We start from the raw sequence: 12,981 nt of genomic DNA on the forward strand, positions 1-12,981 counted from the left end.
CCGAGATCGTCGATGAATCGGGCGTGCTGAAAGGCCGCCAGCCCTGGAAGCGCGAAATCCGGCGTGACGACCAGATTGTCGCCGACCGGCTCGAGCACATACTGCATGACGAAATTACTGAAACGCAGGTGGACATGGTAAAGACCGCGCACTGAAACGCGGCCCCCCTTCAACGAAACCAGATGCGATACAACGCGCACCTTATATCAGGCGGAGAGACTTCATGACCCGGACCATCGTCGCCTCGGCGACACGAGAAATCATCATCGGCTTCGATCAGCCCTTCTGCGTGATCGGCGAACGCATCAATCCGACCGGCCGCAAGAAGCTGGCCGCCGAGATGGTGGCCGGCAATTTCGAGACCGTGATCAAGGATGCGCTGGAGCAGGCCGCCTGCGGCGCCACCATGCTCGACGTCAATGCCGGCGTCACCGCTGTCGACCCCAATGCGACCGAACCGGCGCTGCTGGTCCAGACGCTTGAGATCGTCCAGAACCTCGTCGACCTGCCGCTCTCGATCGACTCTTCTGTCACCGCCGCCATCGAGGCAGCGCTCAAGGTCGCCAAGGGCCGCCCGCTGGTCAACTCCGTCACCGGCGAGGAAGAGAAGCTCGAGGCGATCCTGCCGCTGGTCAAGAAATACAACGTCCCGGTAGTCGCCATTTCCAATGACGAGACCGGCATTTCGATGGACCCGGACGTGCGCTTCGCCGTCGCCAAGAAGATTGTCGAGCGCTGCGCCGACCACGGCATTCCCGCGCATGACGTCGTCGTCGACCCGCTGGTCATGCCGATCGGCGCGCTGGGCGATGCCGGCCGCCAGGTCTTCGCGCTGCTGCGCCGGCTGCGCGAGGAGCTAAAGGTCAACACCACCTGCGGCCTCTCCAACATCTCCTTCGGTCTGCCGCACCGCCACGGTATCAACGCCGCCTTCATCCCGATGGTGATCGGCGCCGGCATGACCTCGGCGATCATGAACCCGGTCCGTCCGCAGGAAATGGAAGCCGTGCGCGGCGCCAATGTGCTCAACGGCACCGACGAGAACTGCACCAACTGGATCCGCACCTACAAGGACTACAAGCCGGCCGAAGGCGGCCATGCCGCGCCGGCGCCGACGCCAGTGACGGCCCCTGGCGATGGTGGTGCGGCTGCCGCCGGCGGCCGCCGCCGCGGCGGTCGCGAAGCCCGCATGGCCCGGGGGTAAGCGCGCAATCGTGGACCGTATCGCAAATCTCGCTGAGCCGGTCGCATCGTCGATGCGATCGGTGACGTCTGCGTTGCGGTCAGGCCATGCCCAGTATTGCGTCGAACAGCGCCATTCCAGCCCAGGATCCGAAGATACCCGTTACGCCGCCGATGACGAAATCGTCGGCGTAGGCGGGCCAGAAGTTGTTGAGCACCAGCGCTCCGACGATCGCGCCGAGGATCCCGCAAGCCAGGTACTGCGGATTGCGCAGCCACGGCCCCTTGATCACGCGCACCATGGTGAACGCGGTGAGGACTGCGGACAGAAGAAGATCCGACATGGTTGGCCTCTGGACCAGCAGAGAGTCCACCCAATAGTAAAACGATCCGTTAAACGGCATCGGCAACTGCCATCGAGATACGTGCCAGCATGAACCCTCCCCCAAACATCACCGATCCACTTGTGCTGTTCATGCCGTCCGGCAAGCGCGGACGGTTTCCGATCGGCACGCCGGTGCTAGACGCGGCCCGGCAGCTTGGCGTCTATGTCGAGAGCGTGTGCGGCGGCCGAGCCACTTGCGGACGCTGCCAGATCGAGGTGCAGGAAGGCAATTTCGCCAAGCACAAGATCATCTCGTCCAACGACCATATTTCTCCCAAGGGCGCCAAGGAGGAGCGCTACGAGCGCGTGCGCGGACTGCCCGAGCGGCGGCGCCTCTCTTGCTCCACGCAGATCCTCGGAGACCTCGTCATCGACGTCCCCCAGGACACGGTCATCAACGCGCAGACCATCCGCAAGGACGCCGACACGCGCGTCATCGCCCGCGATACGGCGATCCGCATGTGCTATGTCGAGATCGAAGAGCCCGACATGCACAAGCCGCTCGGCGATCTCGACCGCCTCAAGATCGCCCTGATGAAGGACTGGGGTCTCAAGAACCTCGAATTCGACTTCTACCTCATGCCGCAGGTCCAAGGCATCCTGCGCAAGGGTAACTGGGCCGCGACCGCCGCCATCCACAAGGACGCCGACAGCGACATCGCGCGTGTCATTGCTCTCTGGCCCGGGCTGAAGAACGAGGCCTATGGCCTTGCCTGCGATATCGGCTCCACCACCATTGCGATGCATCTGGTGTCGCTGCTGTCCGGCCGCGTCGCCGCCTCGTCCGGCACATCCAACCCTCAGATCCGCTTCGGCGAGGATCTGATGAGCCGCGTCTCCTATGTGATGATGAATCCGGACGGCCGCGAGGGCATGACGGTCGCCGTGCGCGAGGCCGTGTCAAGTCTTGTGGACAAGGTCTGCGCGGAAGGCAACGTCCAGCGCGCTGACATCCTGGATTCCGTCTTCGTCGGCAATCCGATCATGCATCATTTGTTCCTCGGCATCGATCCGACGGAACTCGGCGGCGCTCCCTTCGCGCTCGCCGTCTCCGGCGCCGTGCGCATCAAGGCCTCCGATATCGGCCTCAAGCTGAACCAGGGCGCGCGCCTCTACATGCTGCCCTGCATTGCCGGCCATGTCGGCGCCGACGCCGCGGCGGTCACGCTCTCGGAAGGCCCGCACCGCCAGGAAGAGATGATGCTGATCGTCGACGTCGGCACCAATGCCGAGATCGTGCTCGGCAACTCTACGCGCGTCGTCGCCGCCTCCTCCCCCACCGGCCCGGCTTTCGAGGGCGCGGAAATCTCCGGCGGCCAGCGCGCCGCCCCCGGCGCCATCGAGCGCGTCCGCATCGACCCCGAGACGCTGGAGCCGCGCTATCGCGTCATCGGCTCGGAGCTATGGTCCGATCAGCCTGGCTTCACCGAGAGCGTGCAGGCGACGGGTGTGACCGGCATTTGCGGTTCGGGCATCATCGAGGTGGTGGCCGAAATGTACCTGACGGGCATCATTTCGGAAGACGGCGTCGTCGAAGGCTCGCTTGCCGCACGCTCGCCGCGCATCGTCGCCAACGGCCGCACCTTCTCCTATGTGCTGAAGGAGGGCGAGCCGAAGATCACGATCACCCAGAACGACGTGCGCGCCATCCAGCTTGCCAAGGCGGCGCTTTATGCCGGCACCAAGCTGTTGATGGAGAAGCAGAACACCGAGCATGTCGACCGAATCCATTTCGCCGGCGCATTCGGTTCCTTCATCGATCCGAAATACGCCATGGTGCTCGGTCTCATCCCGGACTGCGATCTCGACAAGGTTTCAGCGGTCGGCAACGCGGCCGGCGCCGGCGCGCGCATGGCGCTATTGAACCGCGGCTACCGTCGCGAGATCGAGGACACGGTCGCCCATATCGAGAAGATCGAAACCGCGCTGGAACCGAAGTTCCAGGAGCACTTCGTCTACGCCATGGCGTTGCCGAACAAGGTCGACCCCTTCCCGAAGCTGGCGGCCGCGGTGAAGCTGCCGCCACGCAAGGCCGTGAGCGAGGATGGAGCAGCGGGCGATGCCACGCCGCGCCGGCGTTCCCGCGAGGAGCGCGCGGCGCGACGCGGCCGCGACTGACGGCGTCTCGGCTCTAGCTCTGGCCGCTCGCGACCCGCGCGGCTGCGGCATGCCGTGCCTTCGCCGCGCCCTTGGCGCGCGGCGAATGCAGCAGCCTGACCAATGGCTTTTCGACCAGAAGGTAGAGCACGGCCGAGAATGCGATCGTGACGACCACGATCACCGTCGGCTGCAGCGTGGCAGGAATTCCGATGCGCAAGACGATGCCGGTCGCTGCGACGGCTGCCAGGACATGCCATAGATAGATCGAATAGGACGCATCGCCGAGAAAGCCGGGCAAGGCCAGCGGGCGGAACGGCCGCGCCCGCTCGGCAAAAACCGCGCCCGCCACGATCAGTGTCGCCGGAATCCCCCAGCGTAAGGCGCGGGGCACGTCGGCATGGAACAATGGACCGACCGCAAGGAGGAGAAATCCGGCGCCAACCATTGTCAGCGCCGCTCCAAGCGGGATCCTGGCGCCCTGACGCCACAAGCGTCCCACGATGACGCCGGCTGCAAACTCGAGCACGACAGGATCGCTGAAGGCATACGCATAAGCATATCCCGCCGGAAGAACGAAATGCAGGCCGACAATTGCGGCAAGAGCGCCGATGAGAACGCCTAACCGCCAGCGTTCGCCCAGGAACAGGACCAGCGTGAAAACGAGATAGAACATCATCTCGTAGCAAAGCGTCCAACCCTGGATGACGACAGGATGCAGCGCGTCTCCTTGCAGAACCGGCAGGAAGAACAGCGAGCCCACGAAATTCGGCAGACTGAGGACGTGGCCGTAGAAGAACTGCGGCCTGATCAGGATGCCTGCTGCGGTGAGCAGAGTGACGATCCAGTACAGAGGCACGATGCGGGTGATCCGGCGAGCCATGAAGCGCCACGGCACAGCGGGCTTGCCAGCCGTCGTTACCCACATGATGAAGCCGCTGATCACAAAGAAGACGTCGACTCCGGCCGCCCCAACCGCGAACGGCCCGCCGAACTGCTCGCTGACGTGAAAGCAGACAACCGCGCACGCGGCGAGGCCCCGCAGATATTGAATATTGTGGATGCTCGTCACGCTGCTCTGGCTCGGATTTGAACCATGCTGCGACGCACACATTCGATATCGCATCGCACAATAACAATACAGCCGCCCACCGCTGTCAACCGCGGATGGCCATCTGTCTTGACAGGGTTCGGGAGAGCGTAGCTTGCCAAACTCGTTTGCATGCAAATGTTTCAGGAACCGCACATTTCGGAAACCGAAACGCTGCTTTCGCGAAATACAGCCGAAACATCCGGAATGCATTTCCACCGGCATCGAATGGCGGCCGAGGATAGTCCTCGGTCACCGCTGCTCTTCGAGGGAGATGGAAAGATGTCGATGTTTGAAAACCTTGGCCGCTTCGGCGTGACCATCAGGCAGGCCCATGCCCGGAACAAGGCTATCCGCGCGCTTAACAGCCTGCCGCCGCATGTCCAGAAGGATATCGGTTGGCCGGCCTCGCCGCCGAGCGACCCTCAGGCAGCCCTTGCCTCGCTGCTGCTCGGCACACCACGCTGATGACCTTCGCCGACAAATGCGAGCTGCTCGCCAGGCGCCGAGGCCCGAAGGTGGCCCCGGCGCCTGCCGACAACAAGCTGCGCGCTTCGCTGGTGCCGCCGCGGCGCTGGGATAATCGCCGTCATCCCGATGTGCCAAAAGCGAAACCTTGACATTCTTCAGCGAGATACAATCTTCGAAAGGCGTGGGGGAACTTCTCTTAGTCGGCTCCGCCGAAGTCCGTGTATCCGCATGCCAAGTTTGAAAAGCCACCTCGTCTCGTTGATCCTCAGGCACAGCCGCAAGAGGGCTTTTTCCAGCCCGGAAAATCTGCGGCGCTGGATCGACTACGCCCGCAAGACCGAGGATTACCACCCGCCAGCCTTGCTCAAGGCTCGACTGGACATTGCCGAGACTTCCCTCGACGGCTTTCCCGTCTACGAGATCGCGCCGAAGTTCGGCGAGCGCCGGCGCATCCTCTATCTGCATGGCGGCGCCTATGTCTTCCAGATCACGTCCTATCACTGGGGCCTGATCGCCGAGATGGCCGAGCGCCTGGGCTTCGCCGTCACGGTGCCGGTCTACCCGATCGCGCCGGAGCATGATTTCCACGCCATGTTCGGCATGGTGGGCGACCTCTACAGGCGCATGCTGGAAGAAACCGATGCCGAGGATATCGTCTTCATGGGCGATTCCGCCGGCGGCAACATGGCCGTGGTGCTGACCATGATGGCCGCCGAGGAAGGGCTGCCTTTGCCGTCACGCCACGTCCTGATCTCACCCGGGCTGGACATGTCGCTGTCCAACCCGGAAGTGTTCGAGGCCGAGCGCAACGACCCCTGGCTCGGCATCCCCGGCGGCCTCGAGGCGATCCGGCTCTACAGTGCCGGCATGGACCGCTCCGACTGGCACATCAGTCCGCTCTACGGCGACCTCTCTGTGTTGCCGAAGACGCTCCTGCTTGCCGGCTCGCGCGACCTGCTCAGCCCCGACAATCTGATCTTCGCCGAGAAGGCGCGCGCTGCCGGTGTCGAGGTGGACGTCGTTTATGAGGAAGGCATGTTCCACGTCTGGCCGCTGATCGAGATGCCCGAAGCGCGCCGCGCGCGCGACAGCATTGTCGATTTCCTGGCCGGCGAGCCCAAGGCAAAGCGCATGCAGGCCAGAGGCTGGTGGCTGCAGGGTCAGGCCGCGACCTGAAAGATCACGATAGGCTGCCTAGCCCTGATCATACTCCCGGCGTGAAGCTTCGATCGCCGATCGGTTTTGCTGCCCCCATGCCGACAACGCCTCGAGCGGCTGGATCAGCGAGTGGCCCATTTCGGTCAGCTCGTATTCCACCTTGGGTGGAATGGTCGGGTAGGCCGTTCGCCTCAAAAGCCCGTCCCGCTCCAACCCGCGCAGCGTCAACGTCAGCATGCGGTGCGAGACACCACCGATCAGCCGCATCAGCGCATTGAAGCGCATCGGACCGTGCGACAGCGCGCCAACCACCATGATGGTCCATTTGTCGCCGATCCTGTCGAGAACCTGGCCGAAAGCCCGGCACTCGGCGTGAGGATCGGGATCCGCCATTTCCGGGACGCGCCCTTGCAGGGAAGCTTGCGGCATTTGCCTGTCCTTCGACACGAACATCGATGTTCGTAGAGCACAGAATTGTGCATTCTTGCGCCGATTTCCAGTCTCCATCATATCACTACGCACAAAATGTTCGTGCCCACTAACGATGGAGAAGACCTATGAAGATCGGTATCAGCGGCGCCAGCGGCAAACTCGGCAAGGCTGTCCTCAACGAGCTGGCAACACGCGTCCCCGAGCATAAGGTGATTGCAATCTCGCGCACACCCGAAGCGGTCGAGGGAGCGTCCGAAACCCGCCTCGGCGACTATGATCGCCCCGGCACGTTGGCGACCGCCTATGCCGGCCTCGACAGGCTGCTCATCATCCCGACATCCGACCTGCGGCCCGGCCGGCGCGGCGAGCAGAACCTGGCGGCCATCGACGCCGCCGTTGCCGCCGGCGTCGGTCACATCGTGTTCATGTCGATGGCCGGCACCCGCGAGGAATTGGAGCCTGCTATCGGCGCGTCCTATTGGGCAGGCGAGCAGCGGCTCATCGCGACGGCCCCGAGATGGACGATCCTGCGCATGAACTACTACGCCGAATCTCTTGTGCAGGAGGCACAGATGTCCTTTGGCTTGGGCCTGCTCACTGGCCTTGCCGAGAACCGCGTCGCCTTCGTTTCGCGCGACGATGTCGCCGCCGCGGCGGCCGGCATCCTGGCCGGGGACGACCATGCCGGTGCAATCTATGACGCTACCGGCCCGGCCAGCATCTCGGGCGCCGAGCGCGCCGCCATGATTGCCGAGGCCTCGGGCAAGCCGATGGGCTTCGCTGTGATCGCCGACGAGCAGCTTCGTGGCGGCCTCGCCCAGGCCGGCTTGCCGATCGACGTCATCAACGCGGTTTCCAGCATCCAGGCCGGGTTTGCGGCCGGCGGCATGAACATCGTCACCGGCGACGTCGAGAGACTGTCGGGCCGCGCGCCAAGGCCGCTTCAGGAGATTCTGGCCGCCGCGTTCTGAGCATCGGGCGCAGCGAGCCGACAAAAAAGCCCGCCCCGGAATACCGGGACGGGCCCTGTCAAAAGAACAGCTCAGAACTTGCCGGTTTCGCGGAAGAGTTCGAACGTGGCGCGGATATGGTCCGCGACGGCCTTCACCGGCGCGCTGGCGTCGGAGCCGACCACCATGGCGAGGTTGTAGGTGCCGATGTCCGGCATGCCGTCCTTCGGCCCGAGCTCGACCATCTCGTCGCCGAGGAACGACTTGGGCAGCGGCGCGACCGCAAGATCCGCCATGATCGCCGCGCGCTGGCCGGCGGTATGCGCGCTCATATAGGCAATGCGATAGTTGCGGCCTTCACGACCGAGCGCTTCCAGCGCCCCTGCCCGCCAGGCGCAGCCTTCCTCCCACAGCGAAACCGGCAGAGGCTCGCGCAGATGCGCGCAGCCGCCCTTGGCCCCGGCCCAAACGATCGGCTCGGTCAGAAGCACCTCGGCGCCGATGGCGCTGGTCTTGTAGGAATTGGTGAGCAGCGTGATGTCGAGCGCGCGGTCGTCCATGCGACGGCGCAGATTGATGCTCTGGTCGATAGTGACATCGACGGCGATCGATGGATGCGACTGCGCGAACCGCTTCAGCACATGCGGCAGGATGCGTTCACCGTAATCGTCCGGCGAACCCAGCCGGACCACGCCGACAATGTCGGGAATGATGAACTTCGACACCACCTCGCGGTTGATCGAGAGCAGGCGGCGGGCATAGCCGAGCAGCATCTCGCCATCCGTGGTCAGCGTCACCGAACGCGCATCGCGGGCAAAGACCGAGCGGCCGAGAATATCCTCCAGCTTCTTGATCTGCATGGAGACGGCCGATGGCGTGCGGAACACCGCATTGGCGGCGGTGGTGAAGCTGCCGGTCTCGGCGATCGCCACGAAGGTGCGCAACACATCGAGATCGAGCAGCGGCAGAGGGTGATTAAGCGGGGCGTTCATTGGAGCTTGCTTTCAATTTTTCTGATGCAAACGATCATCCCATTTCGTTTGATTGAACATCACTTCGCGCGCATAGTCAACTTGATCGATGCAGGCTGCTGCCAAAAACGGCCACTAAACCACCACCACACAGACCTGCAATCGACACGAAATGAAGCTGAAACAGACCTGACGTAACACATGGCCGGGTGCTTCCCTGCCCGATTCGAGGAGAAAGAGAATGTCTATCCTGTCATCCATCGGTCGGCTCGCGACCGAATTCAGCGCGGCCCGCGCCCGCTACCAGACCGAACGCGCCATCCATGCGCTGCCGATCGAACTGCAGAAGGATATCGGCTGGCCGGAAGCCGCCGACGCCAAGACCGGCGTGCGCCTCGGCGTAGGAAGCTGGGCCGGAGCCAAGTAGCTAAGTGTGTACTGAAAAATGAGGGCCTGCCGCGTCAGCTCGGCAGGCCCTTTTGTTTGCGCTCAAACGACTTCTGGAGCCATGCGGCCGCCGCATGACGCATATGAACCACTCGCATAGCGGGTTAATTTTCGAATTAAAGCATTGTAAATAATAGCAAATCTTTGGCACGCCGCCCAAAGATGTCGCAATCCATGTCGCTTTTCATATCAAGCGCTTCGCTTTTGCGATTTAGTTTTTGCTGAACCAAGCCTATATCACACGCAGCAAAAACGAGCTGCCCCACTCCATAAAGCGAAGGCGACCCGTCTGAGCAACCCAAATGGAGATGACGATGAAGCTGTTTGCCCGCCTTTTCACGCGCCGCGAAATGAACCTGACGACCGCTTTGGAGCGTCAGCGCCTTGCAAAGACCATGCCTGGCCAGACCGGCGCAATGGCCGCCGCCCGCCTCGGCTTCGTCGCCTGAGATAACTGGCGCACCAAACTGATTTCGACGCCGCCCGGTTCACCGTGGCGGCGTTTTTCGTTGCGTTGGCGTTCGATGCCAAGTGCAAGGCCAATGTACTCGCGGCGATTGCCCATTTGCGACCCATGTCGCAAATTTAATCTTCACTTGGCCGCCTACCCGATTGACAGCCAAGGTTTTTCCTGATGTCGCTATGCTGTTCGCGACATTCTGTTCGCGTCATGGCCGCGTGAGGTTCCCCCGTGAATGCCGTCAAGCATCCGATCAAAAGATCGTTTGTGTTCTTCCTTGTTCCCGATTTCACCATGATCGCTTTCGCGACGGCGCTCGACCCGTTGCGTTCGGCCAACCGGATGCTGGGCTACGAGGCCTATCGCTGGCGCCTGGCCAGCATCGACGGCAAGCCGGTGCGTGCGTCCAATGGCGTCGAATGCGCCGTCAACACCTCGCTGGAGGAAGAACGCAAGAAGATGGCCGGGCCGGATCGGCCGAACATGGCGATCGTGTGCAGCGGCGTCAATGTCGAGCGTTACCAGAACAAATCGGCCTTCGCCTGGCTGCGTGAGGAATACAATCGCGGCGTCTCCGTCGGCGGGCTGTGCACCGGCGCGCATATCCTGGCCGCGGCCGGGTTGCTATCCAACAAACGCTGCGCCATTCACTGGGAGAACCTGCCCGGCTTCTCGGAAGCCTTCCCCAAGGCCAACGTCTTTGCCGACCTCTTCGAGATCGACCAGAACGTCTACACCTGTGCCGGCGGCACCGCCGCGCTCGACATGATGCTGAAGCTGATCGGCGACGATTTCGACGAGAGTCTCGTCAACCGCGTTTGCGAGCAGGTGCTGACCGACCGCGTGCGCAGCCCGACCGACCGCCAGCGCCTGCCGCTGCGCGCCCGCCTCGGCGTCCAGAATTCCAAGGTGCTGACCATCATCGAACTGATGGAGGCGAACCTTTCGGAGCCGCTGTCGCTGATCGAGATCGCCGACCATGTCGATCTGTCGCGCCGGCAGATCGAGCGCCTGTTCCGCACCGAGATGGGCAGGTCCCCTGCCCGCTACTATCTGGAGATCCGGCTCGACCGCGCCAGGCATCTGCTCATCCAGTCGTCCATGCCTGTGGTCGAGGTCGCGGTGGCCTGCGGCTTCGTTTCGGCCTCGCATTTCTCCAAATGCTACCGCGAGCTCTATGCCCGCTCGCCGCAGCAGGAGCGCGTCGACCGCAAGCAGTTGCTTGCGGCCTGATCCGGACGCAGGCGGGCTGCCCGTCAGGAGTTGGCGAGCAGGAACTGCCTGACGGGCGGCGCGACACGGTCGCTCGCTTCGATCAGGATCGCGTGCTTCAGCCCATCCAGGATCACCAGTTCCGAATGTGGCAGCGCCTCGGCGATCTGCCTGTTGAGGCGCGGGTTGCAGCCGCCATCGAACTCGCCGGTTAGCACCAGGCACGGCGCCACGACCTGGTGCAGCCACGGGCTCATCTCGGTCTCGGCATAGATATCGAAGACGTTCAGGAAGACCTCGGCGGGCGTGTCCATCACCTGCCTCTTGCGCCACTCGATGACGTCTGGTCGTCGCGCCGCGAATTCATCCGTGAACCAGCGGGCCGTCAGCGTGTCGAGGACATTGCCGATGCCGCGCTCGCGCATAGCCGCCACGACTGCCTTGACCTTCGCGCTGTCATCCTCGGTGCGGAATGCGGCGGTCGACAGTAGGCCAACCGAAATGACCCGTTCAGGAAAACGCCTAGCATAGGCCGGGCCGATCATGCCGCCAAGCGAGTGGCCGGCGACATGGGCCCTCTCGATGCCAAGCTTGGCGCGCAGCAGTTCTAGGTCGTCTACGAGATCGTCGAGGCCGAAGCGCCCTGAGGGAAGCGGAGAGTCGCCATGGCCGCGCAGATCGTAGGAAATGCAGGTGAATCTGTCTTTCAGTGCCTCCGCCAGTTTCGACCAACCGGTGCGACGAGCGCCGATCCCGTGGATGAGAAAGAGTGCCGGCCCGCTGCCCACGATGGAATGGACACAATCAATTGGCTTGCTCATTGCCGGCGCCTCAATCGGTTCCCGCCGGCTTCGGGTCGGGATAGAGATCCGAGCACAATTCGCCCCCGATCGCCCAGTCGCCCTTTGCCACGTCCTCGATGATGATGTGGACGGACTGTGGCTTGCCGCCGCACACGCTGATGAAGCTCTCCGTCAGCGCCTTCGACAGCTGACGTTTCTGCTCGACCGTGCGGCCGCTGAACATTTCCACTCTTATGATGGGCATTCTTCGTTTCTCCGTTTTCGACAGTGAGATCAGGCTGCGGACCGCTCGCGGCGGCCGGCGATGTGAGGCATTACCTGTGTCGAGAACCGCTCCATCATTTCGAGGGTCTCGGATTGGGGCTGGCCGAAATTGCTGGACATGATGACCTCATCGATCCCTGCCTCGGCATAGGTCGAGATGCGGTCGATCATTTCAGCGGCTTCGCAGATGATGAGGCTCCGGCCGAGTTCCTCAACCGATTGACGGCGAGGCAGCGGCCGGATGCACCCATTGTCGACGATGCCGGGGCCGGAAAAAACATTGTCGAACCGCTCATAGTAGCTGTAGGCGCGTTCGAGCTTGTTTCGTGCGTCGGCAGCATCGCGGGCCAGATAGATGCCGCGCATCAGCGACAGGCGGCTCGATTTGCCGTTTTGCTCGGCCAAAGCCTTTCCGCGTTTGAAAGCGTTCACCTGTTCCATGAGCACCGAATGCGCCGCCTGCAACGGCGTGGTCTGGACCATGTAGCCCTGCCCCGCGCAGGCCTCGATGCCCTCCGGAGCCATCACCGCCATCATCAGCGGAATCTCGACCTCTGGCCGCGGCATGACGGTTATCGGGTCAAAGCGATAGAATTCACCGTCCCAGGAGACTTCCTCCCGCGTCAGCAATGCCTGCAGCACGGCAAGAGATTCCTCGAATTTCGCTCGTGTCTGCTCGATCGGTGTTCCCAGCCGGGCAACCTCATAGGCAAAGGCGCCTCTTCCCACGCCCAACACCAGTCGGCCATCGCACAGCATGCTTGCCTGCACCACCTCGCCGGCGAAGGTTCGCATGTCGCGCACCGGCAGCACGGCAATGGAGGTGACCAGCTTGATGGTGCTCGTCGCGGCAGCGATGCGCACGGCGAGTTGCAGGGGCGACGGCACCAGCAGGATGTTGATGAGATGGTGCTCCGGGATCGACACGGCGCGATATCCGAGCTTCTCGGCCGATACCGCCTGCTCGACCATGTCGCGGTAGAGTCGGGTGCCGCCATAGGTCGGGTCCGGCAGATAGCTCGACAGGAAGTGGTTGAAATCCATGAATATCCCTCTTTT

At 63.0% G+C, this 12,981-nt stretch carries 16 protein-coding genes and 1 pseudogene; 10 read left to right on the forward strand and 7 right to left on the reverse strand.

The window, feature by feature from the left end:
- Window positions 1-155: pseudogene (locus Q0L57_RS15000) on the forward strand (methylenetetrahydrofolate reductase); the annotation flags it as partial.
- Between the two features lie 68 nt (window positions 156-223).
- Entirely contained in the window at window positions 224-1,204 is a 981-nt protein-coding gene (locus Q0L57_RS15005) for a methyltetrahydrofolate cobalamin methyltransferase (protein ID WP_296743843.1), read from the forward strand.
- Window positions 1,205-1,283: 79 nt separating this feature from the next.
- Here Q0L57_RS15005 and Q0L57_RS15010 read toward each other — a convergent pair whose 3' ends face one another.
- Window positions 1,284-1,526, reverse strand: coding sequence for a hypothetical protein (locus tag Q0L57_RS15010; RefSeq protein ID WP_296743845.1), 243 nt, complete (start codon window positions 1,524-1,526; stop codon window positions 1,284-1,286).
- An 89-nt stretch (window positions 1,527-1,615) separates the two neighbouring features.
- Between Q0L57_RS15010 and Q0L57_RS15015 the strand changes: the two genes are divergently transcribed.
- Window positions 1,616-3,685: an ASKHA domain-containing protein gene (locus Q0L57_RS15015; protein ID WP_296743846.1), complete on the forward strand. Its 2,070-nt coding sequence runs from the start codon at window positions 1,616-1,618 to the stop codon at window positions 3,683-3,685.
- 13 nt (window positions 3,686-3,698) lie between these two features.
- On the opposite strand, the gene Q0L57_RS15020 is transcribed toward Q0L57_RS15015, so the two are convergent.
- The gene (locus tag Q0L57_RS15020; protein ID WP_296743848.1) at window positions 3,699-4,979 is read right to left on the reverse strand and encodes an acyltransferase; all 1,281 of its coding nucleotides are present in this window, start codon (window positions 4,977-4,979) and stop codon (window positions 3,699-3,701) included.
- A gap of 57 nt (window positions 4,980-5,036) precedes the next feature.
- Here Q0L57_RS15020 and Q0L57_RS15025 point away from each other — a divergent pair, with 57 nt between their 5' ends.
- The 3 genes from Q0L57_RS15025 (at window position 5,037) to Q0L57_RS15035 (ending at window position 6,401) form a co-directional block, all read left to right on the forward strand.
- Window positions 5,037-5,222, forward strand: a complete 186-nt coding sequence (locus tag Q0L57_RS15025; RefSeq protein ID WP_296743850.1) for a hypothetical protein — start codon at window positions 5,037-5,039, stop codon at window positions 5,220-5,222.
- Window positions 5,222-5,374: a hypothetical protein gene (locus tag Q0L57_RS15030; RefSeq protein WP_296743851.1), complete on the forward strand. Its 153-nt coding sequence runs from the start codon at window positions 5,222-5,224 to the stop codon at window positions 5,372-5,374. The genes Q0L57_RS15025 and Q0L57_RS15030 overlap by 1 nt, the downstream gene beginning before the upstream one ends.
- A 79-nt stretch (window positions 5,375-5,453) precedes the next feature.
- Window positions 5,454-6,401, forward strand: a complete 948-nt coding sequence (locus tag Q0L57_RS15035) for an alpha/beta hydrolase (protein WP_296743853.1) — start codon at window positions 5,454-5,456, stop codon at window positions 6,399-6,401.
- An 18-nt stretch (window positions 6,402-6,419) separates the two neighbouring features.
- On the opposite strand, the gene Q0L57_RS15040 is transcribed toward Q0L57_RS15035, so the two are convergent.
- Window positions 6,420-6,812: a helix-turn-helix domain-containing protein gene (locus Q0L57_RS15040; RefSeq protein WP_296743855.1), complete on the reverse strand. Its 393-nt coding sequence runs from the start codon at window positions 6,810-6,812 to the stop codon at window positions 6,420-6,422.
- A gap of 128 nt (window positions 6,813-6,940) precedes the next feature.
- On the opposite strand from Q0L57_RS15040, the gene Q0L57_RS15045 reads away from it, so the two are divergent.
- The gene (locus Q0L57_RS15045) at window positions 6,941-7,786 is read left to right on the forward strand and encodes an NAD(P)H-binding protein (RefSeq protein ID WP_296743857.1); all 846 of its coding nucleotides are present in this window, start codon (window positions 6,941-6,943) and stop codon (window positions 7,784-7,786) included.
- A gap of 71 nt (window positions 7,787-7,857) precedes the next feature.
- On the opposite strand, the gene Q0L57_RS15050 is transcribed toward Q0L57_RS15045, so the two are convergent.
- Window positions 7,858-8,757, reverse strand: coding sequence for a LysR substrate-binding domain-containing protein (locus Q0L57_RS15050; RefSeq protein WP_296743859.1), 900 nt, complete (start codon window positions 8,755-8,757; stop codon window positions 7,858-7,860).
- Window positions 8,758-8,977: 220 nt separating this feature from the next.
- Between Q0L57_RS15050 and Q0L57_RS15055 the strand changes: the two genes are divergently transcribed.
- The 3 genes from Q0L57_RS15055 (at window position 8,978) to Q0L57_RS15065 (ending at window position 10,876) form a co-directional block, all read left to right on the forward strand.
- Window positions 8,978-9,163: a hypothetical protein gene (locus Q0L57_RS15055; protein ID WP_296743861.1), complete on the forward strand. Its 186-nt coding sequence runs from the start codon at window positions 8,978-8,980 to the stop codon at window positions 9,161-9,163.
- A 334-nt stretch (window positions 9,164-9,497) separates the two neighbouring features.
- Entirely contained in the window at window positions 9,498-9,632 is a 135-nt protein-coding gene (locus Q0L57_RS15060; RefSeq protein ID WP_095791071.1) for a hypothetical protein, read from the forward strand.
- Between the two features lie 305 nt (window positions 9,633-9,937).
- Window positions 9,938-10,876, forward strand: coding sequence for a GlxA family transcriptional regulator (locus Q0L57_RS15065; RefSeq protein WP_366940917.1), 939 nt, complete (start codon window positions 9,938-9,940; stop codon window positions 10,874-10,876).
- Between the two features lie 23 nt (window positions 10,877-10,899).
- Here Q0L57_RS15065 and Q0L57_RS15070 read toward each other — a convergent pair whose 3' ends face one another.
- From Q0L57_RS15070 to Q0L57_RS15080, 3 genes are read right to left on the reverse strand one after another with little or no spacing between them, the layout of a single operon-like run.
- A complete protein-coding gene (locus tag Q0L57_RS15070; protein ID WP_296743872.1) occupies window positions 10,900-11,676 on the reverse strand; it encodes an alpha/beta hydrolase in 777 nt (258 codons plus the stop codon).
- A 10-nt stretch (window positions 11,677-11,686) separates the two neighbouring features.
- Window positions 11,687-12,016 carry a tautomerase family protein gene (locus Q0L57_RS15075; RefSeq protein ID WP_366940918.1) on the reverse strand — a complete coding sequence of 110 codons (330 nt, stop codon included), beginning with the start codon at window positions 12,014-12,016 and terminating at the stop codon, window positions 11,687-11,689.
- Window positions 11,932-12,966: an LLM class flavin-dependent oxidoreductase gene (locus Q0L57_RS15080; protein WP_296743874.1), complete on the reverse strand. Its 1,035-nt coding sequence runs from the start codon at window positions 12,964-12,966 to the stop codon at window positions 11,932-11,934. The genes Q0L57_RS15075 and Q0L57_RS15080 overlap by 85 nt, the downstream gene beginning before the upstream one ends.
- Between the last annotated feature and the right edge of the window lie 15 nt (window positions 12,967-12,981).

It is taken from the genome of Mesorhizobium sp., from assembly GCF_024509055.1.
Lineage (GTDB): Bacteria > Pseudomonadota > Alphaproteobacteria > Rhizobiales > Rhizobiaceae > Mesorhizobium.